The 24,212-nt window shown below is 47.9% G+C and carries 12 protein-coding genes; 6 read left to right on the forward strand and 6 right to left on the reverse strand.

Annotation, left to right across the window (positions count from 1 at the left end):
* Positions 1 to 134: 134 nt before the first annotated feature.
* Positions 135 to 5,279 (reverse strand): CHAT domain-containing protein, encoded by a 5,145-nt coding sequence (locus QT996_RS08485; RefSeq protein ID WP_333045804.1) that lies wholly within the window; start codon positions 5,277 to 5,279, stop codon positions 135 to 137.
* Between the two features lie 205 nt (positions 5,280 to 5,484).
* Between QT996_RS08485 and coaE the strand changes: the two genes are divergently transcribed.
* Both coaE and patX read left to right on the forward strand, forming a co-directional pair.
* Positions 5,485 to 6,222 carry a dephospho-CoA kinase gene (gene coaE, locus QT996_RS08490; RefSeq protein WP_333045806.1) on the forward strand — a complete coding sequence of 246 codons (738 nt, stop codon included), beginning with the start codon at positions 5,485 to 5,487 and terminating at the stop codon, positions 6,220 to 6,222.
* 808 nt (positions 6,223 to 7,030) lie between these two features.
* Positions 7,031 to 7,234: a heterocyst-inhibiting protein PatX gene (gene patX, locus QT996_RS08495; RefSeq protein WP_333045808.1), complete on the forward strand. Its 204-nt coding sequence runs from the start codon at positions 7,031 to 7,033 to the stop codon at positions 7,232 to 7,234.
* A 307-nt stretch (positions 7,235 to 7,541) separates the two neighbouring features.
* On the opposite strand, the gene QT996_RS08500 is transcribed toward patX, so the two are convergent.
* Positions 7,542 to 8,948 (reverse strand): TldD/PmbA family protein, encoded by a 1,407-nt coding sequence (locus QT996_RS08500; protein WP_333045810.1) that lies wholly within the window; start codon positions 8,946 to 8,948, stop codon positions 7,542 to 7,544.
* Positions 8,949 to 9,219: 271 nt separating this feature from the next.
* Here QT996_RS08500 and QT996_RS08505 point away from each other — a divergent pair, with 271 nt between their 5' ends.
* Positions 9,220 to 10,836 carry a HAMP domain-containing sensor histidine kinase gene (locus QT996_RS08505; RefSeq protein WP_333045812.1) on the forward strand — a complete coding sequence of 539 codons (1,617 nt, stop codon included), beginning with the start codon at positions 9,220 to 9,222 and terminating at the stop codon, positions 10,834 to 10,836.
* A gap of 272 nt (positions 10,837 to 11,108) precedes the next feature.
* Here the strand turns inward: QT996_RS08505 and QT996_RS08510 are convergent, their stop codons facing one another.
* The 3 genes from QT996_RS08510 to QT996_RS08520 all read right to left on the reverse strand — a co-directional run bounded on the left by QT996_RS08510 (position 11,109) and on the right by QT996_RS08520 (position 18,679).
* Positions 11,109 to 16,505 (reverse strand): AAA family ATPase, encoded by a 5,397-nt coding sequence (locus QT996_RS08510; protein ID WP_333045815.1) that lies wholly within the window; start codon positions 16,503 to 16,505, stop codon positions 11,109 to 11,111.
* Between the two features lie 169 nt (positions 16,506 to 16,674).
* The gene (locus tag QT996_RS08515; protein ID WP_333045818.1) at positions 16,675 to 18,177 is read right to left on the reverse strand and encodes a UDP-N-acetylmuramoyl-L-alanyl-D-glutamate--2,6-diaminopimelate ligase; all 1,503 of its coding nucleotides are present in this window, start codon (positions 18,175 to 18,177) and stop codon (positions 16,675 to 16,677) included.
* Positions 18,178 to 18,373: 196 nt separating this feature from the next.
* Positions 18,374 to 18,679 carry a glutaredoxin family protein gene (locus QT996_RS08520; RefSeq protein WP_333045897.1) on the reverse strand — a complete coding sequence of 102 codons (306 nt, stop codon included), beginning with the start codon at positions 18,677 to 18,679 and terminating at the stop codon, positions 18,374 to 18,376.
* Between the two features lie 351 nt (positions 18,680 to 19,030).
* On the opposite strand from QT996_RS08520, the gene QT996_RS08525 reads away from it, so the two are divergent.
* A complete protein-coding gene (locus tag QT996_RS08525) occupies positions 19,031 to 20,308 on the forward strand; it encodes an ATP-dependent DNA ligase (protein WP_333045819.1) in 1,278 nt (425 codons plus the stop codon).
* Positions 20,309 to 20,397: 89 nt separating this feature from the next.
* The gene (locus tag QT996_RS08530; RefSeq protein WP_333045821.1) at positions 20,398 to 20,973 is read left to right on the forward strand and encodes a Uma2 family endonuclease; all 576 of its coding nucleotides are present in this window, start codon (positions 20,398 to 20,400) and stop codon (positions 20,971 to 20,973) included.
* Between the two features lie 297 nt (positions 20,974 to 21,270).
* Here the strand turns inward: QT996_RS08530 and QT996_RS08535 are convergent, their stop codons facing one another.
* On the reverse strand, positions 21,271 to 23,181 hold the full coding sequence (locus QT996_RS08535) for an ABC transporter ATP-binding protein (protein WP_333045823.1): 1,911 nt from the start codon (positions 23,179 to 23,181) through the stop codon (positions 21,271 to 21,273).
* An 807-nt stretch (positions 23,182 to 23,988) separates the two neighbouring features.
* Between QT996_RS08535 and QT996_RS08540 the strand changes: the two genes are divergently transcribed.
* The gene (locus tag QT996_RS08540) at positions 23,989 to 24,132 is read left to right on the forward strand and encodes a hypothetical protein (protein WP_333045824.1); all 144 of its coding nucleotides are present in this window, start codon (positions 23,989 to 23,991) and stop codon (positions 24,130 to 24,132) included.
* Positions 24,133 to 24,212 lie beyond the last annotated feature (80 nt).

Consider the following 24,212-nt stretch of genomic DNA (forward strand, 5'->3'; position numbering starts at 1 on the left):
TTTTATCCCGTTTTCGATGTTGAAGTCGCAATCTCTAGTGTGAGTTACCGCACTTTTTTAGGTATTCCCATCCTCTGAGTTTGCGACTTGTTCTGTCCCGGTTTTTTGGGCGATCGCACCCTGTTCCTTCAGAATTACCACGGCGAACCGATCATGGTAAAAGCAGCCCAATAATAAGGATGCGACAAATTTCGATCGCCCCTGGCGGCCAACTCCGACGGTAAAGGCAGAGCTTGATTGTTGCCCGATCGTACCAAATAACCATCTTGCAACCGCACTTCACCCCGCAACATAGCCAACTGCGCTTGTCGCAAAGCCTCAGCCTTAATCGGCGCTGTACGCAACTGCTGGTAAAACTCAGTCATCAGCCCCAAAGTACCGACATCGCTGACATACCACAAACTCGCCAAAGCCGATTTTACCCCCGCGTGCACCGCCAACCCCGCAAACCCCAACTCAGCTTGTTCGTCTCCCACCGCCGTAGTACACGCACTCAAAACCAACAACTCCACCTGCGGGTTAGATAGCTTCAACTGATCCAACTGATTCAACCGCAACTTAGTATCCCAAAACTGAATGTAAGAATTTTCCGCCCCCCCAGGCTGAAAATCGCCGTGAGTAGCTAAATGAATAATTTTGTATTGCGATTGATTGCGCTTGTCCTTCAAATTTGCCAAAGTAAAAGCTTCGTTGAGAAAAGACGAACCCGGCCAAATCTTGCCCACAATTGTCGATATTTCCAACGGCACCGCAGGCAAAGGATTTTGATCGTATTTGGCAGGAAAATTCGACGCACCCATTGCTAACACTTCAGAACCCTTAACATCGGCATAGCGAGTATCAGTTAAACTCAAACTCGGAATCAGCCCCAAACTGTACTTTTCTACCAAAAAGTGCTTGCCGTCGTAAAGAGCAGCCAAAGGCAAAGTTCGCAAACCGGCATCCATCGAAAACACCAAAGTGTCAATCTTGTTAGCTTCCAATTCCGGTTGCAGCGGTGCAATTAACCACTGGTAAAGTTCCTCGGCAGGTTGCTTGTAGTCAGCAGCATTCAATCTCCTGGGAGATCTGATAGCATTAGTGAATTCTTTAGCAACTTGCAGCACTGTTTCGCGGCTTGCAGGCACGCTTTTAAAAACACTTTTGCCGTCTGGCAATAACAGCACAAGTTCTAAATGTTTCTCTTTCGCCCACACGTAAAGGATGGCGGGTTTAACCCCAGTCAACCGATTGACGCTGCTGAGAGTATCTCGAATACTTTGCTGCGTCACTGACTTTTGACCGAGATTGCCCCCAAAGTAACGTTCAAATTCCCGGCCCTGAGTTATATCCCTTTGCTGCACTGCGTCGATCGGATTTATTTGCGCGATCGAACTCGATCGAGAAATCTCAGGAACCCTCACATTCCCAATACTTCCTGTACTCACCCCACTCGCAGGCTTCTGTGCAGTTGCCCCCCCGCTGCCGTTTTCTGTCGCCGCCGGTACACCCTGATGGTCTGTTAACACCGACTGCGACAGCAATACCGAGCCTGCCGCAGTCTCGCTCGAACCCGCCTCAACAGACGCACCAGCAGGTTCTGGCGAGACATTTGTGGTACTGCTCTTCGGCGTAGACGCTGCGGGGGCGAGACTCACCTGAGTCACAATTTGTTGAGAATTTGTGGTAGTTTTCAGTTCCACGGTGGTAGTTGGTGCCGGACTCGACACGATCGCCAGCGGCCCGATAGTAGTTGACGAGGTGGCAGTGTTCGACTTCCAGTTTCCCGTCCCAACAGTCGCCGCCGTGCAGGTTCCCGACGGGCAAGTGCTTTGAGAGAGCGTCAGCGAACCCGATCGAGCCAGCCCGTCTGTAGAAATGCTGACCTCGGCGCGATCGGCAGCCGTTCCAGTTCCCGCAGCCCGAAACGCTCCCCCAGCCTCGATTGCCACATCGCCGCCCGTATTGCCACGAGCTTTGATCGAAACAACTTCAACGTCTTTCTGCCCGGTAATCTTGCTCGAACCGGCACTTCCCGACTGAGAACTCGAGTTGATCACCCCTGTAACGATCCGACCCGGCGCTGCAATCGAGATATCTCCCCCGCTTCTGGAACCAAAAGCATCGATGTTGCCGGTTGCTACCGCAGCGGCGCTGTCGATGTTGATATCGCCCGCCCCGGAAGCCGATCGAGATGAAAGCGTACCAGCGCTCAAGTTGCCTTGAGTGGTAGTGATGTTAATCCCTGCTGTCGAGGTAACGTCTCCGACGGTTACAGTACCGCCCATCAGAGCGATCATGGCGTTATCAGTTCCGACGATCGCACCCGTTCCCACGATCGCGCCGGAGCCCTTGGGCGATTGAATCGTCGTCGGATCTTGAAATGTCACCGCCACTGGCGTTGAATTCGGCGTTGAATTTTGCGTTGGAGAAGCAATCGAGATCACACCGCTACCGTCAGAACGGCCGATCGTGATCGAAGCAAACCCATTCCGAAAAGTGTTCAATTCAGCAGCCGTCAATTTCAAAGCTTCTGTATCGCCAGAACCTTGAATTATAATATTTTGACTTGGATCAGCCGGTTGCAGCACAAGATTGCCGTTGCTGGCGATCGAATTGTTGCCACCCGTCAAGTCAATTTCGTTGCCGGTTAAAGTAATATTTCCCGGTGTTTTCGAGCCACCAGCTTCGATCGCCCCTGCGGTAACTCCATTGAGGCCCGTCAGCGTCACATTCCCTGCGTGAGCGGCCCTGGTGTCGATCGCCCCTGCCGTCACCGTGCCCTCTGCAGTAACGCTAACATCTCCCGCCTCCGAGCCTGGCACTTTGGAAGAATTGACAGAAGAGTTGATGGTGCGGGCCGGAACAGTGCGTAGCTGAGCAGTTGTGACATTGCCCCTTGTGCTGGCGAGGCGAATTTCCTCACCGTTAGTAGAAATATTGCCAGTTCTGATATTGCCGTCAGCTTTGAGAGTAATTGAGGCATTGTCGGCCCCTGTCAAGGAATTTGTGGTAGTGATTGTTCCCAAACCCGCCGGCGATTGAATAATTAGCGGATCATAAAATGTGAAATCGTTGGCAATCAGAATTGAACCGATACCGTTGCTGCGGCCGATCGTAATTCCAGCAAACCCATTTTCCAAACTTCCGAGTTCGTTTGCCGTCAGATTCAAATAAATATTAGTGCCGACATCTCCAGAACCGCCGATGGCAATATTTTGACCGGGACTCCAAGGTTGCAGTACCAAAAAGCCAGTACCCCTGACTGAATTTTTGTCGCCTTTAAAATTAATTTCATCACCAGTCAAAGTAATGTTTCCCGACCCCCCTGCGACGAAGCTCACTCCCAGAACATTCCGAGCCGTCACAGTTACATTTCCTGTCGCTTCCCGACCGCTGGCATCAAGTTTTTGGGCCGTTACGTTCAGGCCTTCAAGCAAAATATTCCCGCTGCTGCCGCTGCTGGGATTGGATGAAGAAATATTGTTGGCAACAGTCACACCCGGACTAATCAAACTAATATTTCCGCCGTTACTCGACAAATTGCCCGCAGTAATTTGACTTCCCGAAATGGCGAGCGCACCGCCAGCCGTGCTAATTGTATCTCCAGAATTCATCGAAAAAACACCCGCGCCACTGCGATCGGCATCTGCTCTCAATGTTACCGAACCAGTAGTTGCTTGAAAGCTCAACTGATTGTCCGCCAAATCAGCAATTGTAATATCATTGAGCGCTTCGAGAACCACATTTGACGTAGCCGACATACTTTCCAAAGCTCTAGCCGAAATTGTCAGCGAAGGCTCAGAATTCTTTTCCGATCCAGGTGGCGTTCCTGTTGCCAAAATATTATTGTTGGCAATAATTGCCGCATCGTCCGCAGTTTTTAGGGAATCTGTAATTAAGATATTGTCTGGATCTAACAGCAAAGTCCCCAAACCGTTTGTCCCAGAGGTATCAACAGTACCGTTAAAAATCAATCTTTGCTTCCCCGACACTTCCACAAACCCGCCAACACCTGCGGTTCCCGTTGTAGAAACGCCAGTGGCGCTGATGCTGCCCAAAAATGCTGTTGTGTTGTCAGCCCAGACCAAAACTCTGCCGCCGTTGCCTGATTCAGTTGCGTTGGCAGCGATCGAGCTTTTGCCATCCACGTAAGTCATCCTGGCATTCGGCACAGTTCCCTCGCCGCGGTAATCTCCCCCGATCCGCACCGTGCCGCCGCCGTCGGGTCCCGAAGCCTCAATCTTCGCTCCAAACAGCCCTACCTTGTCGCCCAACACGTTGACAGTTCCTCCCGCGCCCCCCCTGGCAGACACCTTCGCCTCACCCGATAACAGCGCAGTTCCAGCACCTGCAGGCACTGTTTGACCACCTGTGAGCACGACTTCACCTTGAGCGTTCGTAGTTATACCCGTAGCGTTAGCCACGCCGGGGCCCGAAAGCAGCCGAGGTAAACTTTGGGGAGAGAAGGGAAGAGCTGCCGAACCCGACACTCCCGCAGCCGGAGAAACTTCTAAACTTAGCAAAAGTCCGTTTTGGCTCAACCGCACCAGATTTTCGCCCGGGACAGCCGCCACAGTAATTTGACCGCCCGGGGCGGAAAGTTGCCCTGTACTGATGACCGTACCGCCCAGCAAAGTCAAATTTTGCCCCGTGCCGACAGCCAAGTTACCGGCATTGACAATACTCCCCGGCTGTGAGCCAAAAACAAAAGCATTCGGCGTTCCGACTAGGGCTGCGTAGTCGTTCGCCCCTGTACTGTTGAACCAACGGTCGTCAAAACCGATACCGCTAGCGGTGGTAGCAAAAAAAGACCCCGACACATCGAGTCTGGCATTTGCTCCAAAGATAATGCCTGCGGGATTCATCAGCAACAAGTTAGAATTGCCCCCGCTAACTTGAATTAGACCGTTAATTAAGGAAGCGTCGCCACCGACAACGCGGCCGAGGATATTTTTAACGGTTGGGTTTGAGATGAAATTGGCAGTTTCGCCAGAATTCAGATTGAACCGAGTAAAACTGTGGAACAAATTTGCTCCGTCTCTGGAGGTAGTGCCGCCTTTAATGTCGTAGCGAGGAGGCGACCCTGTACCTGGGGCGCTGACAGCGGTTCCGGTGCCGTCTGGGGCTGGAATAATAGATTGTGCGGCAGCAATTTGAGATTGGGGATAAATTGCCACGAGTACCCATCCGTTGCTGTTTTCTTTGAGGAAAACCAGGTTGGGGAAAAAATCTAATATCAAAAATCCAGCCAGGGGAATTGCTGCCAGAATCGACCGCACAGCACGTTGAGCATTCATAAGTTTGCCTCGGTCTAGACCTTAATTCGAGTTTAAAATTGAGATTTTAGGTAAAAAAGAGTCGATCGCACCCCAATGCTGACACTTCCTAACGCGAACTCTCGATCGCAAATCTTAAATTTTAAGTCTAAATTTGATTGTGTCACCAACATAGCAAAGACTGACAGTAAGTGTCGAAACACAGGAATTTTCAACAGATAAAATTATGAGCGATCGAATTGTCCGTCTGATTGGTTTAACTGGGGGCATCGCCACCGGTAAAACCGCTATATCTAATTATCTGGCAGATGCCTGTGGATTTCCGATTTTAGATGCCGATATTTACGCGCGCGAAGCTGTGAACCCCGGTTCGCCAATACTTGACTCTATTGTAAAACGATACGGCGCGGGTATTTTGCTCCCGGACGGCAATTTAAATCGGTCCGAGTTGGGAAGTATTATTTTTTGTAACGCAGACGAGCGGCAGTGGTTGGAACAACAGATTCACCCTTACGTGCGCCACCGATTAGTTGAGGAAACTCAAAGCTGCATTGCTGCATCGAGTTTGGTATCCCAGCACACACAGAATTTAGGTACAAAGACTCAAGAAACCGGGTTTTTTCACCCTCATCAAAAGCTAGAACGAAGTATTGTTGAAAAAAAACCCGGTTTCTGCGCCCCGACTGACACGTTGACTTTGGTTTTGGTAGTGCCGCTGCTGTTTGAAGCTAATATGACTGACTTGTGTACCGAAATTTGGGTGGTGTACTGTTCACCCGAAGTGCAGTTAGAACGACTAATGCAACGAGACGGCTTGAGTTACGATCGAGCTAATGCCCGCATTAACGCCCAGTTGCCACTAGCTCAAAAATGTCAACAAGCTGATGTTATTTTGGACAATTCGTCAACCCTCGACGCGCTATTCCTGCAGGTAGATGTGCAAGTCAGTCGCTTTGAGATTTGATACTTGAGATTGACTCGGCGATATCAGTTTTAAAACCAGGTTTTTTTACTTTCTGCGGGCCAGTTCGATTTGAGAGTTGAGATTGAAGATTGACTACACGATTTTGTGAACGGGCTTTTTTCCCCAACCGCTTTCGACTCCTCCTTCGGAGTGGCGCGTAAGCCCTCTTGTCACAAAGCAAAATCAGAAAAGTCAGAAAAGATCAGAAAAAATAAGAGCTTCACAATTTATTTAAAAATACAATAGCAACCATTTATGAAGTTAATGTAAAAAATTAGGCATTGCCCGCTTTAAGAAATCTCATTCACCAAGATGTTTATATGTAAGGTGCTGAGGGCGCGCCTCGGTACTCTCATGTTGTGTCTTTAATCCCCGGGTTGCCGCCTCACATCAATAAATTATGAACTTAATCATAAAAGTAGTAAAACTTTACAATTAGCGGTTTTTGTTTCCTTGTTGGAAGACCGTTTCCAGAGGATTCCAGGGGGCATACCATTTTAGATTTTAGATTTTAGATTTGGGAATGATTTATAACTAGCAGGGTTGGGAATACGGGCATAGAAGAGTAGCATTATTTTTTTGAACATGGTCTTGAATTCGGCTGGTTGCCCGCCACTAGCAGAGAACTAGAAATTACCAGCGAACAAGCGAGCTAGAGTATGGATTTCACCAGCTTTTAACCACAAATAAAAAAAATTGTAGGGCCCGTCACTTACTAATGGATGATTTCGTCACAATTATTTTTTTTATCCTGATAGCAGAGTAGAGACTGCGTATCAAGAGGGGGAAAATACAAACACCAAAATTTATGATGCGCGTTTACTCTTCCATCCTGATGTCAAGCCTTTTACTGAGCGGCACCGCAGTTAACGCTCAAAGCTTAGAAACTCGATCGACCTTTCTTGATCAAGACAACCCTACTCCAGATATTTTAACCACTCTAGCTGGCACTCCGACCTTTGACGCAGATACCGGTAAAGATGAGCCGCCACCACGAGGCGCCGGGAGATAAAGCCGAAAAAAGCGATAATTGCAGGGAATTAAGGGGATGATGGGAGAATATAAAATTGGGAGAAAAAGAGAAAAATTGAAGATTTCGAGCCCTTAATTGGGGAATTACGTACTGCGTACCAAAAAACCGATTTTTTAGCCGTATTTGACGACTCCAGACATAATTTTTGGCTATTCCGGTTTTTTTGCCCAATATCCTCAAAATATCAGACACCACAAACGGGCGCGAAATGTTGCACTCAAAAAATAAAGGTAAAGCGCGAGTAGGCATCTGGCGCTTTACCTTTATTTTTTAAACTTTTACACCTTTAATCTTCTTCCGCAGCTTCGCCACCAACAACGACATCGCGAATCCGCAAACTCGGGCCGCCGCAGCCGACGGGCAAACCGCTTTGTCCTGCTTTGCCGCAGCCGCCGGATTCATCCCAGTAGAAATCGTCGCCGATCGCCTCAATATCAGCTAAAGTGCTGAAAACATTACCAGAAAGAGTAACATCCCGCACCGGATTGTCTAGTTTTCCGTCGCGGATCATCCAAGCTTCGCCGGCACTGAAAGTAAACATTTCGCCGTTAGTCATGCCGCCTTGCCAATTGCGCGCATAAACTCCTTCTTTGATACCAGAAAATAAGTCAGCAACTGGCGTGTTACCCCGTTCGATCCAAGTATTCGTCATGCGGACGATCGGCGGATAATGATAATTCAAACAGCGAGCATTGCCAGTAGGCGTTTCTCCCAATTTGCCCGCAGTTTCGCGCGAGTGCAGCCGCCCGACTAAAGCGCCGTCTTTAATTAACTGAGTCGTAGTCGCCGGAGTGCCTTCATCGTCGTAGAAATAACTGCCCCGGTGTCCCTCTGGTGCTGCACCGTCGAAAATTTGCAAGTTTTTGGGGCCGAACTGGCGGCCGAGGGTCATAATTTCCAAAATGTCGGGATTTTCGTAGGCCATGTCGGCTTCGGAAAGGTGTCCGAAGGCTTCGTGGACGAATAATCCGGTCAAAATTGGGTCGATGACGACGGTGTAGGTGTTGCCTTGGACGGGGGGTAAGGCTAGGGAATCTACGGCTCTCTGCGCGGCGCTGCGAACTTGAACATCGAGATCGGTTAAGTCTTCGTAAGCTTTGCGGGAACCAGTGGTTTCGCGGCCTGTTTGTACGGTTTCCCCGCTGCGGGCCGTGGCGGCAAACCGCATTTCCATGTCTGCCCAACCTTGTTCGAGCATGGTGCCTTCGGAGGTTGCGAGGATCATCCGCTGGGTGCTGTCGCCGTAGCGCACGGAGATTGTGGCGATGCGGGGGTCAATGCTGCGGAGGATGGCCGCGTAGCGATCGCACAATTGCTTTTTGTCAATTAGGGGAACCAGACGGGGGTCTGTTCCTGTCAGCGGCAGCAAGCAAATGTCTTGTACTGGGGGGACAGGCGCGAGAATCGTTTCTTCTTCGCCGATCAGTTTGGCCGCGGCGATGGCTTCTTCGATTCTTTCGGCGAGGGTGGAAAGTCGGTTAAAACTTGCAAAGCCCCAGCCACCTTTGTGACAAGCTCTGACTTGGCCGCCAATTGAGACTCCTTCGCTGAGGGTTTCAATTTTTTCGCCCCGCAGCAGGATGTCGGTGCCTTCGGCTTCTTCCAGTCGAATTGCCAGATAATCGACTTGGTGGCGGTAGCGTGCCATTAAGTCTGACAGCAGATTTTTCGAGTCGGCGATCGAGGTGGGCATAAGGAAAGCACGGTGTTTAACTTACTTCATTTTGCACTTTTGTCAGGGCGATCGTGCAAAATATCGCCCCAAGCGCGGAGATTGCGACTTATTGGTACGGTTCTGCCAATATCGTTAGTTGATAAATGTGGATATCCTGTGAGTTAGGAGGAAGGTGCAAGAAATTATGCGGGATTTTTCGATCGTGCTGGTGCTTGACTCCTAACTCCTGAACTTTCCTATACATAAATACTTCACCCTTCATGCCTGTGAAGGTGGGTTTATAACTACTATGAATACTTACTTTTTACCGACAATAAGCGAAATTTTAGCCTCCGAAGGCCAAGAAAATGACCTCAGTCTCTTTGATGCTAAGTTGGCGGGAGAAAACAACCGCCATCGGTGTCCTCCAAGCCGTGGGGCTTCTCGGCTGAAAGCTGAACAGGAATGGTACGGGGCGATCGCAGCTTTGAATCAAATGCTCGATCGGCAAAAAGCAGGACAAAAAACAGATGCCGATCGACAATTTGGTCGATCGACAATGCCCAATTCCTGTCAGGGATTAGTTTTGTCGGGCCCGTCTTCCGTTTTGACTGACCCAGCTTTGGCTTCGGGCTTTACCAATTGGATTTTTACCAGTATTCCCGACAACGATGCTGCTTTGTGGTCTTTTCGTGCTAGACAAACTTTAGCTTTACTGCCGGCGGCCCAGGTGCAAACATCAGCGCCTGCGGCAGCCCCGGCTTTGGCTTTGGCAAGTGGCGATCCCTTAGCCAAGGAGCAGTTTTGTTTGGTTTTAACTGCTAGTTTTAGCCTGGTGATGGTTTTGGGTGAAAATTCGGCAGGAATTCCGGCTTTTCTATTTTCTTTCGATCCGCAAGTAGTGGCGAAAGCGTGGGAAGTTTTGCGGCGCAGGGTGACTGAAAGCGAATGTTTGCTTGCCAATTCTGACGGCAGCTTCAATTTACCAGTTAGCCAATTAACTAATAATTCTACTAAATTAGACGCGCTGTTCCAGCAGTTTTCGCCTGTTGCTCCAAATTATCAAACAGTGATGCAGTTCAGCCGCCTGCTGTTGAATAATTTGCCGCTTGGGAAAGAGGAAGCAGGCCGGGTAAAGGATGAAAGAATTGATGATGGTTTGAACCAGAGACATCAAAAGTTATCGGCTACGGATATCAACTGCAAATCTCCAATTCCTCTGGCTACTAAAGAGGTGGAATTGCTACAGGCGATCGCCCACGAAGTCCGCACTCCTTTGGCTACTATTCGCACGCTGACTCGATTGTTGCTGAAGCGACCCAAACTCGATGCCGTAGTGGTCAAGCGTTTGGAAATGATTGATGCTGAGTGTACCGCTCAGATCGATCGCTTCAGTTTAATTTTCCGCGCCGTGGAATTGGAAATGTCGCAAGCTAAAAATTCTGGTGTGCAGCTAACAGCAATGTCCCTCGGTGAAGTGCTGCAAAATAGCATTCCCCGCTGGCAAAAACAGGCGAGTGTTCGCAACCACACTTTGGAAGTTATTGTGCCGAAAAAATTGCCTGCGGTAGTCAGCGATCCGACGATGTTGGATCAGGTTTTAACTAATTTGATTGAGAATTTTACTCGAACTTTGCCCTCGGGGAGTCGCATTCAGGTGGAGGTGACATTGGCGGGCGATCAGTTAAAGTTGCAGTTGGAATCGGAACACATACCTGAAGGTAATGGCGCATCGACTTTTGCAGCTAAGGCGAATGGTCCTTTGCGATCGATCGGGCCTTTGTTGATGGTGCAGCCGGAGACGGGAAGTTTGAGTTTAAATTTGAGTGTGACTAAGAATTTATTTCGGGCTGCTGGCGGGAAGTTGGTAATTCGCCAGCGGCCTCAAAAGGGTGAGGTGATGACGGTATTTTTGCCGCTGCAATAGTCAGTTGTCATATCATTTCCGGTTACACCGGAATGATGTTGACGGTTGACGGTTGACGGTTGACGGTTCACTGTTGACGGTTGACAGTGAACAGTGAACTGGAATTTACTATTCTGATGCTAACGGATTTGATATCAGTTGTTGGTTGTCAGTTGTCGGTTGTCCTATCAATTCCGGTTGAATCGGAATGATTTAACCGCAGAGGACGCAGAGAACGCAGAGGAAGAGAAGAGAGAGATCAATAATATCGCTTAACAACGGACAACTAATCTTTAATCAATTAAAATCTCAATGACAAATTCGGTTCCTTCTCCCGGTGCAGAAAAACAACTCAGTTTGCCGCCGTGTTTTTCTTCTACAATTTGACGCGCGATCGCCAGTCCCAGCCCAGTCCCTTGGCCCACGTCTTTAGTGGTAAATAGATGGTCAAAAATCCTATTTTTCACCTCTTCCGACATTCCATTGCCGTTATCGGCGATGGAAATTTTTACAGTTTCACTTTCTACTTTTGTCCGAATAGTGATTTGATTGGGATGGCCTTGAATCTCGGCAAAATTCCGTCCTTGATTGGAGTCTTCTAAGGCATCGATCGCATTCGCCAGCAAATTCATAAATACCTGGTTTAATTGTCCCAAATAACATTTGACTTTGGGAATCTTGCCGTACTCTTTAATAATTTGAATTTCAGGATGCTTTTCGCTAGCTTTCAGGCGATGGCGTAATATCATCAAAGTGCTATCGAGTCCTTCATGGAGATTGGCCTCAACTTTATTGGCGGTATCGGCGCGAGAGAAAGTGCGGAGGGAGGTGCTGATGTTTTTGATGCGCTCGCACCCTATTTTCATGGAGGTCAACATCTTGGGTAAATCTTCTACTAGATAATCTAAATCTATTTCCTCTGCTTTCTCAATCAATTCTGCTCCTGGTTGAGGAAACTTTTCTTGATATAGCTGCAAATAATCAATTAAATCTTGGACTCCAGCATTAGCTTCATTAAGGTTCCCGGCAATAAAACCAACGGGGTTGTTGATTTCATGGGCAACCCCTGCCACTAGATTACCTAATGCTGACATCTTTTCACTTTGGATCATTTGCATCTGAGCTTGCTGAAGTTCATTCAAAGTCTGCTGCACTTGGTGATAGAGGCGGGCATTCTCCAGAGCGATCGCCGCTTGACTAGAGAGAAAATTCAGCACGAGGAGGCGATCGCGACTAAACACCCCACTGGTTATCCGATTTTCTAGATACAAAATGCCGACCAGATTCCCCTGATTTAGAATTGGCAAACCCAGCAAACTCTCTGGTTGGTGGTGCTCTAAATAATCGTCAATCACAGGCAGATCAGTTTTGAGGCGATCGATGACAACTGCTGCTAGGGTGTTTTTGACATACTGGATGAATTTAACGGGAACGGTGGGATTGTTCTCTAGGGGTTCCGTTTGCAGGCTAATGTGTTCCCCGGTAGCCATCGCCCGCACTTGCCATTGTCGATCTTGGCAGAGCATCAGTGCACAGCGATCGGCTCCAGAGTTTTGTAACATGGTTTGGGTGACAATTTGCAGCAACTCATCGAGGTCGATCGTGCTGGAGATGACTTGGGAGATTTGCAGCAGGGTTGAAAAATCTAGAGCCTGGTTGATGGAGGTGCTTGAGGTACTGTGGGAGATGCTCGAATGAATTGAGTAGGTGGGATTGGTGAGTGTGGATAGAGTTTCTAAAATAGAGACGGGTTGGGCTGCCTGTAATAAGATGGGGCGCAGCAGATCGGGATAACGTTTTTCTAGGTCATCGGTTTTGGCTTTTGCTTTCCAGCGGGCGTAGCAGTAGTAAGCTTGCTGCATATAAACCTGAGCGACTTTTTCTTTGCCCCAGTCGAGGTAGAATTTAGCGGCGAGTTCGTTGGCTAAGGCTTCTTCTTGCAGGTATTCGTTATCTTTGGCGAGGGAGATGGCGCGATCGTAGTATTCCATTCCCTGCGCTAGCTTGTTCAAGATACGGTAGCGTTCTGCTTCGATTAGGCACCACTTATGTTGATTATTCATCGGGGCATAGTGCGCCCATTGTTTCATCTTTTTCTGGTTGCCAGCCACTCGCTTTAAACGATCGCGCCGTTCAGACTCGCTAGCCTGTTGGAATTCTGCTAAACAAGTCAATGAATCATAAAAATAGAAAACAACTAAACCGGGCGATCCAATTCCTCCGTCCTCATACTGTCTAGCTTGTTGAAGGGTTTGGCGAGCCTGGGCAAAGTCGGCAAACAAATATCTGAGCGTGGCTTGATTTGTGTAAGCGAAAAACAGTCCCGTCTTGTCGCTGCTAGCCTGCTGTTGTGCCTCCCTCTGGCTCAGGCAATAAACCTCACCCTCTAGCGCCGTCGCCTCTGCCTCGCCCAATAAATTGAGTGCTGTTTGATGGAAAATTTTGCAGTAAAGCTCACCCTTTTCTTGGTTGATTTTGGCGATAGATTCAGTATAAAATTCTAGCTTTTGACTCACTTCAGACAGATTATGTCCGGCATAGTAAGAGTTGGCACACCAGATCAGTCCCGCCCAAGCCGCATATTCTGTATCGCCTGTTTCTAGTCCGGTTTGATAGCTTTCTACAAGTGGATCGAGCGTATCTTTGAGGTGGTTTTTCCAATGGAATACAAAATAGTAAATGATGAAAACTACCCTGGATTTAATTTCTTTGGCATCAAATTTATCCAAGAGCTTGAGAGCCAATTCACCAAACTGGTAGCCGGTTTGAATATCTCGCACCACACCACACAAAATTAGCCCATACCAGGCATAGGTGAAAGCAGCCACACTGGTATTGCCATACTTCACAAACAGATTCACCTGGCGAAATACCAGCAGCGGCAGCAAATCTGGGGCGGCAATGTAGGCTGCTGAGAGGGTTTTTGCCAAAATTTGCGTCACCGCCATTTTATCCGGGGCGGTCATCGCTGGTTGGTTTTCTAGGGTTTGGATAGACTTGCCGAGTAGGGCAATTTTAGTTTCGGCTAGACCTAGCAAAACCTGTGGTGTGGTGGGCTGGGCTGGAAACTTGATGCCTAGCTGTTCGACTAGCGACAGAGCCGTTTTGAGCGCGCCTAGGAGCTGCCCCTGCACAATCAACGCCTGAATTTTAATTTCATAGACAGTGACTTGTTCCAGGAGCGATCGCGTCTGAGCCACGACTTGATCGATCGTCTGCTGCATTTGCTCGAAATCCCCGGCCAAATAAGCGGCTAGAGCAAGCTGGTTGGCGATTTCTAAGCTAAGCGAGTATTGACTTTGCCAAGCATCGGAGTTTAATAGCTGCTGGCTAGTGAGCAAATAGTCTACTGCTGCCCGATAGGCTGTTGAGGCGTTAGCTTTTTGACCGGCCTGCAAATTTAGCCGTGCAATCGTCTCTCGCTCAGTCGATTCAATCAGCTTCAGCCCCTTGTTAAGCTGGTTGACGATCGCAAAAAGTTGCTCGTCGTCTCCTGTTGCCGTATTCGCCAGCAGCAGTCTGCCAATTTGCAGGTGAACGCTTTGTTTTTGTGATTCGGGAATCAACGAATAAGCAGCTTGCTGGATGCGATCGTGTAAAAATTTATAGGGAACTTCAATATGACGATAACGATTTGTCTCTTCTGAGTGGTTAGATTGGAAAAATTTGTAAGTTTCACTAATAGGCAAAATCAACGCTTCTTGTAATGCTCTCCATAAAGCCACTGCTGTTTCTACTTCTGACTGTTCAGAGACGATCGCCAAAGTCGCCAAATCAAATTGATTGCCAATACAAGCCGCTAGCTTGAGAACATCTTGCGTGTCTTCTGGCAATTTTTGCAACTGCAACGCCATAAACTCAACGATATCATCCGTCAGTGCTAATGATTTTACTTTGGCAATGTCGCAGTGCCAATTGCCCCCATCCCAGTCAAACTGAATCAGCCCATCATGGTGCAGCATTTTCAGGAATTGCGCGCTAAAAAATGGATTGCCTTTGGTTTTTTGATAAATTAGTTGAGTTAATGGTAGCGCGATTTCGGGCGAACAGCTAAGCGTATCGGCAACGAGTTGATTTAAACTCGTTTCACTCAGCGCGGCTAATGTAATCGTGTTGATTGCAGCTTGTGCTTTCCCAATCTCTTCTAGCGCCAACATCAAAGGATGAGCGGCAGAAACTTCATTGTCGCGATAAGCTCCAATTAATAATAGATATCTGCCGTCTGACTCGCTCATCAACAACTGCATCAATTTCAAGGATGCCGAATCAGCCCACTGCAAATCATCTAGGAAAATTACTAAGGGATGTTCTTTTGTGGTGAATACTTGGAGGAATTTTTGAAAAAGTAAATTAAAGCGGTTCTGTGCCGCCGTCCCAGACAGTTCTGTTGCGGGTGGCTGTTGAGAGATAATTTGCTCTAGTTCAGGAATTACCTCAATAATTACTTGCGCGCTGTCACCAAGCGCAGCTAAAATTTTGGTTTTCCAAGCTGCTAATTGAACCTCGCTTTCACTCAGCAATTGACCCATTAATTCTCGAAATGCTTGCACAAAAGCTGAGAATGGAATATTGCGATTAAATTGGTCAAATTTGCCTTTGATGAAGTAGCCGCGCTGGCGAACAATTGGTTTGTGAACTTCGTTAACAATGGCAGTTTTGCCAATGCCTGAAAAACCCGCCACCAGCATTAACTCGCGCTTTCCCTCGTTCCCAAGAAGAGTCTCGGAACCAGAGATGCGATCGAACGCTGCCAATAATTGGGCAACTTCGGCTTCTCTACCGTAGAGTTTCTCTGGTATGATGAACCGATCGCACACATCCCGCCGCGCGATCGCAAAACTTTTTATTTTACCACTTTCTTTTAGTTGACGCAAACAAAATTCTAAATCAAATTTCAGCCCCAAAGCACTCTGATAACGGTCTTCGGCATTCTTCGCCATCAATTTCATCACGATGTCGCAGAGAACTTGGGGAATTTCCCCCCTTTTTTTTTCGCCAAGCAGCGGCGGTTGTTTGGCAATATGAGAGTGTACCAATTCCATCGGATCGTTAGATTGAAACGGCAACTCTCCCGTCAGCAACTCGTAAAAGGTGACACCGAGAGAGTAAAAATCCGTCCGGTAGTCAATCCCGCGATTCATCCTTCCCGTTTGTTCGGGAGACAAATAGCCTAGTGTCCCTTCGAGCACGTTGGGACTCATCAGAGTTTGAGTTTCTCGCGGCAGCAAAGATGCAATACTAAAGTCAATGAGCTTGATTTGTTTAGTCTCAGGATTAATCAGAATGTTGGCCGGTTTAATGTCTTTGTGAATGATGCGGTGGCGGTAAAGTATATCTAATGTATTGCTTAGGTCGATCGCAATGTGGAAAAAATCAACCAGAGATTGCACCGTTTTTCCTTTCCCAGTCCATTCCTTCAGAGAAATGCCCCCGAAGTCTTCCACAATCAGCGCATAGCCGTTGCGGTAGGGTTCCAAGCTGTAGGTTTGGATGATTCCGGGCAAATTCAGGTTTTTGGCGATCGTGTATTGATTGCGAAAATGCACGAGTTCGCTGAAGCTGGGATACTCGTTCCGCAAGACTTTGATGACGACAGGTTTTTGGTCGCAGAGGCGAGTTCCGCGATAAACTAGAGTGCGAGTGCCTGAGTAAATTCGATCGAGAATTTGATACCCAGTTAGTTCTATCATAGCAATAATTATTTTTTTATAAAAATATTTGGTCTTACTATTATAATCTAGTGCAAATAAGATTCTAGCTTCGTATTAATACTTAAAAATATAACTAATTTCCCAGCCCGCGAACAGCTAACCGTTAACGGTTAAGTAAATTCACTTAACCGTTAACAGTTAACCGAATTCACTTAACCGAATTCATTCTGGCTTTCAAGGCATCTCGCGCTTGTTCTCGGTCCTCAAAATGGACTTTTTCGGTGCCCAAAATTTGATAATCTTCGTGTCCTTTCCCTGCAATCAGCACACCATCTCCCGGTTTAGCGTCCATAATAGCAGTGCGAATTGCAGCGGCTCGATCGCACATCACGATCGGCTTTACTGTGGCGGGAATTCCTGCTAAAACATCCTCCAAAATGCGATCGGGATTTTCCGTGCGCGGATTGTCGGAAGTAACAACAGCTAAATCGGCTAATTCTGCAACGACTTTACCCATGATCGGGCGCTTAGTGCGATCGCGATCGCCACCGCAGCCAAACACGCAAATCATCTGACCCGGAATAAACGGTCGCGACGCCTTTAACAAGTTCTCCAAACTGTCGGGAGTGTGCGCGTAATCGACAATGACGCTAATATCTTGGTCGGGACTAATCTGCACCCGTTCCATCCGTCCCGGTACTCCCGAAAACTGAGATAATTTCTCCACAATTGCGGACAAATCTAAACCCAATTCCAAAACAGCACCGACAGCAGCCAACATATTTGATAAATTGAACTGACCGACTAAAGGCAAAGAAAAAGCAGTTTCGCCCTTGGGAGTGTGCAGCATTCCCTTAACTCCATTGGGCTGATATTGCAAATCAAAAGCATACAAATCGGCCGTTTTCAGAACAGTGCTGTAACTCCAAACTCCGTCAGAATTTAAACTTTTAACTATCCGCTGCCCGTAGGGATCGTCAATATTAATAACAGCGCGATTTTTGAGGTAATCCGAACCAAATAAAAGCGATTTTGCCTCAAAATAATCCTCCATATCGCGGTGATAATCGAGATGGTCTTGAGTCAAATTTGTAAAGACAGCAACTTCAAAACTACAGCCCAAAACTCGCTGCTGTGCTAAAGCGTGGGAACTGACTTCCATCACGCCGTGTTTGCATCCGGCTGCTACAGCTTCTGCTAATTGCTTTTGCAGGTCAACCGCAAAAGGTGTGGTGTAAAGTGCAGTTTGTTGGAATCCCGGCCAGCGAGTATAAAGCGTACCGAAAATCGCCGTCGGCAACTGCATTTCATTGAGCAAAAATTCGATTAAATGAGTTGTGGTAGTTTTGCCGTTAGTCCCGGTAACGCCGACAAGTTTTAATTGGCTAGCTGGATTGCCGTAAAATGCGGTTGCTATTTGACCGCAAACTTGAGCCATATCGGCTGCTGCGATGACGCAACTACCCCCGTCTTCGGAAGGTGTTTTCTCGGCTGCTTGGGTGGAAATTATGGCGGCAACTGCACCGCTGGCGATCGCACTTTGCCAAAAATCTCCCCCATCTACCCGAGTTCCCGGCATTCCCAAAAACAAATCGCCCGCCTGACAAGCGTGGGAATTAGTGGATAAACCCTTGACTTCGGCATTGAGGGCGGGATGTTGGGCGTCAAAGGAAATGCTGGGAACTGCTGCTAATAATTCTCTCAATTTCATCTGAAAAACTCCTCACTTGGATGTCTTGAATATGACTGGCGGAACACATTGTTTGAGTCACTATCTACAAGCTTTTGCTGTTCGCGATGCAAACTCTACGGGTTTTTCTGTGCGCGGTGCACAGCCTACAAGCCTAAAATAAGGTGCAGCGCAGCCCGCTGCCCGGATTAATACCTGAGTTTTTGCGTAAATCGTATTATTGTGACCGATCACTTTGCAAATATTTCTGTAACATTTGCTCCAATTGGGCGACACTACAGCGGGGAGAAGGACGGGGTAACAGTTCTTCAGCGGAGAATGCAGCCTCGCCAACAGAATTTTTTGGCTGGGGCTGCACTTTAAACAAAACTGGAACTTCGTACTGATAAGCTTCAAACCAATCGTCGCGTTCAGTAATATTTCTGATTTCGAGTTGAAACTTGAGGCTTTCAATCAGTTCTAGTTTTTCTTGCAACCCTTCGCACAAGTGGCATCCGGGTTTGCTGTACAAAATCAATCGCATCATAACAGTAAGATTAAACTAGATCTTAAATTCTCGAACGTGCGATCGCAAGTTGGCGAACCCAACGCGAGTAAGACGCAACTCACGGCTTTATTGGTCGCAATGCGCGATCGAAGTTATCTTAGCATTGGCGGCGAACAGATTGCCGCGCTTGACAATTAAAACACTACAACCCCATCCCTCTCTTTCTTCTCTTCCTCTGTACTCTCTGCGCCTCTGCGGTGAAAAAATAAATCTAGTTCACAAATGAAAGAGTTAAATTTATTCACACCACCTAATTGTCTAATAATACTTGACTAATAAATCAATTTTGAGTATAGTATATAAATAGCCCTACAGCAAGGAGGCAGTATGGACTGCACCGAATACGCCGAAGCCAAGCGAAAAGCCGCTAAGAAAATTAGCGCCGACATTCGAGAACGCTGGAACAATCGCATCGTCACGCGAGGATTGCACTTGATGGGTGAAGCGGGGGCCGTGCAGTATTTATCTGATTATGGGCGCGGCATCGGTACGGCCAAAGTTATCGGTTTTGCACTGTGTGCCGAGTCGGAAGGATACCCGGAAATGGCGATCGGCTTTTGGAAAAGAGCCTTTGAATTGGAAACCGGAGAAAAGCCGATCGCCCTCAATACTCCAAGCAATTCTACCACCGCTCTCGCTCCTGATAAACAATCAACTTCGGCCCCAAAAATAGAAACTGTCTACAATCCGATTTTGCCCGAATTGCCGCCGCATTGGCAGCCGGGAAGGATTGTGACAATGCAGCCAGTTGACGCGCCGAGCGATCGTTCTTATTACATCGAAAATCCCGATTATTGGGGACAGCCAAAGCGCGACGGCAATCGAGTAGTAGTCATTGCGACGCCAGATAAAGTATACTACCAATCTCGATCGACTAACCTGCGGCAACAGGCATCCGTTGAGATCGATCGCACATTAATCGACACAGCCGCTAAAATTGGCACCTTTGTTTTAGACGGCGAACTGTATTACAAAAGCTGTACGGGCAGCGAACACCGCACCGGCGCGCAAGCTGCTACAGTTAATATTGAAAGCGGCTTTCCCACAATCCAGCCCAGCGCAATTTATGCCATTTTTAAAAGTTTGTTTTTCAAAGGCAATGATTTAACTACCGTGGCAGAATCCGAACGGATTGCAGCGGGAGTTGAAGTTGGCGAAATGCTGGCGAATTTATCCCCAGCCTTTGAAGTTGTACCGACATTTCGCACCACAGCCGAAAAACTCGTCCTGGCAAATCAGCAGGAATCTGAAAATAAAGAAGGCGAAGTTTGGGTGTTGCACAACTGTCACTATGTCGGCGGAAAAGATGTGAAGAAATATCCGATGGTGAGGACTAAATACTGTCAAGAACACGATTTGTTTATTGTGGGTTTGACGGCGACAAAAGTTGCCGGGCGGCCGTTTAGCGCTGTCAAAGTAGCGCAAGAAATTGATGGCAAATTAGTCCCAGTAGGAACCGTGGGAACCGGGTTTAGCGGGGAGGAAATGCAGGAAATTGCCCGACTCTACGAGGCTAACCCCAAAAGTGTCAAAATTAAAGTGCGATCGCAGGGTTTGACAGAAAGTGGCAAACTGTGGCACGCCAGATTTCTGGAGTTTTGTTAAATCTGTAGGGAAACGGCACTGCCGTTTCCTTCCCAGAATATTTGAGTTCCAACACATAGTATCAGATAAAATCAGCGGAGTAAAAATCAATGGTTATCAGCAAAAACAATTTCTACATTTCTCCAGAAGAGTACCTAGAAGGCGAACGAGTAAGTCCGATCAAACACGAATACAGGCGCGGACACGTTTATGCAATGACTGGGGCCAAAAAGCCTCACATTATTATTGCTAGCAACTTAGTAAGGCGGCTGGGAAATCACCTAGATAACACCCACTGCTTAGTTTTATCATCAGATATAAAAGTCCGACTGGAAGAGGCAAATTGCTATTACTATCCTGACGTAGCTGTGACTTGCGACGAAAGAGATACCTCAACTACTGAAGATTTCATTTTATATCCATCTTTAGTAGTTGAGGTATTGTCGCCCTCAACAGCAGCTTTCGACAGAGGCGATAAATTTGCAGATTACCAAACTTCTCCGAGTTTGCAGGAATACGTGCTCATAGCTCAATCAGAAATCAAAATTGAGTGTTTTCGCGTCAACACTGAGGGAAATTGGGTTTCTCAAATTTACCGACAAGGAGATGAGTTAGAGTTAAGGAGTATAGATTTTCGCTGCCCGATCGCACAAGTTTATCAAAAAGTCCCCGGCATGGTATTGTGATGTATGAAACTAAATTTTTAGTAGTAAGCTGTTCATCATTTAAATTTTCGAGGCTATCTAAGCCAGTAAAGGGTTTCAACCTCTGAAACACGCATTTTAAATGCACAACAGCTTAATCTCCTCTTGTCTGTACTTTGACAAAAACCTTAAACCTAGTTCTTAGTAAAGACTTTAGTTTTTCTGCAGAAGCTAAAGGAGGGCTGAAGTCCTCACTACGAACCCAAAAGATAATTTACTAGGCAGACAGGCAACAAATTGAAGCAAAAGGATAAGAAATAAGTTCACCATGCCGTACTCCTACTCGATGCAGGGTTTATCAGTAAGCCCTATTGATTTTACTGAGTTGTAGCCCAACATTCGGTAATAGAACCCCTGCTGGGTAAGGAGTTCGGCGTGAGTGCCAGACTCCTTAATCTCGCCCTCTTGCATCACAAAAATTAGATCGCAGTCTACAGCAGTTTCGAGTCGGTGCGTGACCAAGATAATGGTTCTTTTGCGCCGCAGACGTTGCAGAGTCTCTAGAACCCACTGCTCGTGCTTCAAGTCCAGCGCATTCGTGGGTTCGTCGAGGATGAGTATGGGAGCCTTAGTGACCAGCGCCCGCGCAATAGCTAGGCGCTGCCGCTGTCCGCCCGAGAGGTTTTGACCGCCCTCAGCGATTAAAGTATCGTACTGCTCCGGCAAGGTTTCGATGAACTCGGCTGCCCCGGATTCGATCGCCGCTTCCCGAATATCGGAGATCAGAGCGTCCGGGCGGCCGTAGGCGATATTCTCTGCGATTGTTCCCGGGAAAAGTGGGCTGCCTTGCGAGACGATCGCCATGTGTTTGCGGACATCGGCAATTTTAAGGGTGCGGAGGTCAAAGCCGTCGAGAAGGACGCTGCCCGATGTCGGGTCATAGAAGCGTGGCAAAAGATTGAGCAGCGTACTCTTTCCGGTTCCGCTAGGGCCCAAAAAGGCCACCATCTGACCCGGCTCGATACTAGCACTGATGTTCCGCAAGACGGGTTGCCCAGCGTTGTACTCAAAGCTCACGTCGGCAAATGCGAGTGTGCGGGGATAGACGGGAAGCGATCGCGCATCAGGCTCATCTTTTATGGCGGGCGGCTCGTCAATAACAGTAAAGACGCGATCGCATGAAGCTACAAACGTCTGGATCTTAGTAGTGAACCCCAACACCCAACCTATCGGGTCCCAGAACTGCCCCAGGTACGCCATGAATACGAGCAAATCGCCGATGCTCACGCCGTTCGGCACCGGATGCAAGAACTGGTCGCGATAAACTAGGTATCCGCCGTAGCCTAAGATTACCCCGCTTCCCAGGGCGAAGACTACCTGAACCGCTAGCGGATAGAGGCTCTCTTGCCAATTAAGCCGCATGGATGCCTTGACGCTGCGTTCGACCGCCTGCCCGAAGCGCCGCGACTCCGTTGCTTCTCGACCGAAGGATTGGATTAGCCCGATCAACTCTATAGCTTGCTGCATGGTTGAGGTCATCACCGCATCGGTCTGCTTCGATTCGAGAGCTCGACTTCTAATCCTTCCCTCGAAGTACCAATTCGCCAGTATTAGAAGCGGAGTGAACGAAAGCGCAAACACGGTGAGAAGGACGTGGCGCGACAGCATGATCCAGATCATCGCCGTCAGCGTCACCGATGCGGCGGTGGAGCCGATGAGCGTATCGATCACCCCCCAGGGGCCGAGGCTGTCGTAGCTCAACCGATAGATTGCGTCACCCTGCGATCGGGAACCGTGCCAGCCGAGGCTAAGCGCCTGCATTTTGTCGTAGAGTTCGGTACGAACGCGCAAGGTTCCGTTGTACTGGATGCGGTAGTTCAACATCCTGCGGAGCATGAAGACGGTCTCGCTCAGGATTCTGATCATCATCGCGACGAACGCCATTCCGAAAATTCGGTTCAGCGTGCTTTCACCGAACGGAGCAAGAAACAGCGTATGAATCCAGTTAGATTTCGGAGTTGGTGACAAAACCGTATCCACTAGAATTGCTATCGGCCAGGCGTTGAGAAGGTTGAAAAGCACCGATGCTCCGATCAAAAGCAAGAGCGTGACGATCAGCCATAAGTCTTTGCGGAAGTAGGAAATGGAGCGCAGGACGATCCGCACCAACCAATGTTGGTTAATTAACGGCATCACCATTTTTGGTGAATTCTTCTGGCTCTTCAAACGTGCTTTGAATGGAAAATTCATGGATGTGCTCACTGTCTATAAGTAAGACAATGCACCAATTAGGAAGTTTCACCCCAGTCAGAGAAGCCAGAAATTAACTTTGGGTTTTATCGCCTGTTGTCAAGCAGGGCAGATGGAATGTGAGATTATTCGACTGATGCCCGATTTAAATAGAGTTTCGCTGTTTAAGGGTAGCTAGATAGAAAGCGAGAGCGCGCGTGCTTCCTGGTGTGATGCAAAGCGCGTTGCTTTCCCGAAAACGGTTGCAAAGTTGAGATTTTCTCAACTGTTCTAGCGGAACTTCCCCCTGTGGTCGATCGCATCGATCGCAAAAACCCCATCAGTCGGGCAATAGGGCTAACGCCCTCGCCCATAGATGACTACAATATTAGGAAACCTTCAGTAAATCCAAAGTTCTCTGCGTTGCTAAGACGACTGCATCGTCAGCTTGTCGAAACTAACTGAAACCCGACGCAATTTAGGCTAGACTCGGTTTTTAGCGATTGTCGATAAGTTTGTTATTAACGTCCGAAAAGTTTAAAGTGGAAAACTCTCAGAAGTACATTTTGTTGAAGCTTTCCCTTTTGCTGGAGTGGATGACTTAACTGGAACAACCAGCGACCCTGAATCAGAAGCATTCAACCACTCCTCATCCTCGAACAACGACGGCGGACGGTAATCGTTGACACATATCCCTTTCTAAGTAATAAGCTAACACACATAAAAACAGGTGTGCAAGCACTACCATTCGTTGTATCGTTAGCAACAACACCCACAGCATCACTGATAAGGGAAACACCACCCACACAACCAACACAGGAAACTGCATTGTCAAGTGCAACACCACCTGGGCCGGAAGCATTAGCACCAGAACCACTTTCCATTCAATTAAAGGAGCCTAGCTTAATGAGCAAGCTGCAAGCACCGGATAAAGAAGCTATAATTAGGTTTACGGTAGATATGTCCGAATAACCGCACCGTAAACTGTCGATGTTGACAGCCAGGAGAGGGCGCAAGAAAGTAGATATAGTGCGGGTGGGTAGTGCCAAAGA

This window comes from Microcoleus sp. S13C4 (assembly GCF_036700865.1).
Taxonomy (GTDB): domain Bacteria; phylum Cyanobacteriota; class Cyanobacteriia; order Cyanobacteriales; family Microcoleaceae; genus Microcoleus.

Bases quoted from the DNA above. Each gene is read 5' to 3' on its own strand.
- patX (WP_333045808.1), top strand. From the start codon at position 7,031: ATGATGCGCGTTTACTCTTCCATCCTGATGTCAAGCCTTTTACTGAGC.
- QT996_RS08485 (WP_333045804.1), bottom strand. From the start codon at position 5,279: ATGAATGCTCAACGTGCTGTGCGGTCGATTCTGGCAGCAATTCCCCTG.
- QT996_RS08500 (WP_333045810.1), bottom strand. From the start codon at position 8,948: ATGCCCACCTCGATCGCCGACTCGAAAAATCTGCTGTCAGACTTAATG.
- QT996_RS08525 (WP_333045819.1), top strand. From the start codon at position 19,031: ATGGACTGCACCGAATACGCCGAAGCCAAGCGAAAAGCCGCTAAGAAA.
- coaE (WP_333045806.1), top strand. From the start codon at position 5,485: ATGAGCGATCGAATTGTCCGTCTGATTGGTTTAACTGGGGGCATCGCC.
- QT996_RS08520 (WP_333045897.1), bottom strand. From the start codon at position 18,679: ATGCGATTGATTTTGTACAGCAAACCCGGATGCCACTTGTGCGAAGGG.
- QT996_RS08530 (WP_333045821.1), top strand. From the start codon at position 20,398: ATGGTTATCAGCAAAAACAATTTCTACATTTCTCCAGAAGAGTACCTA.
- QT996_RS08505 (WP_333045812.1), top strand. From the start codon at position 9,220: ATGAATACTTACTTTTTACCGACAATAAGCGAAATTTTAGCCTCCGAA.
- QT996_RS08515 (WP_333045818.1), bottom strand. From the start codon at position 18,177: ATGAAATTGAGAGAATTATTAGCAGCAGTTCCCAGCATTTCCTTTGAC.
- QT996_RS08535 (WP_333045823.1), bottom strand. From the start codon at position 23,181: ATGAATTTTCCATTCAAAGCACGTTTGAAGAGCCAGAAGAATTCACCA.
- QT996_RS08510 (WP_333045815.1), bottom strand. From the start codon at position 16,505: ATGATAGAACTAACTGGGTATCAAATTCTCGATCGAATTTACTCAGGC.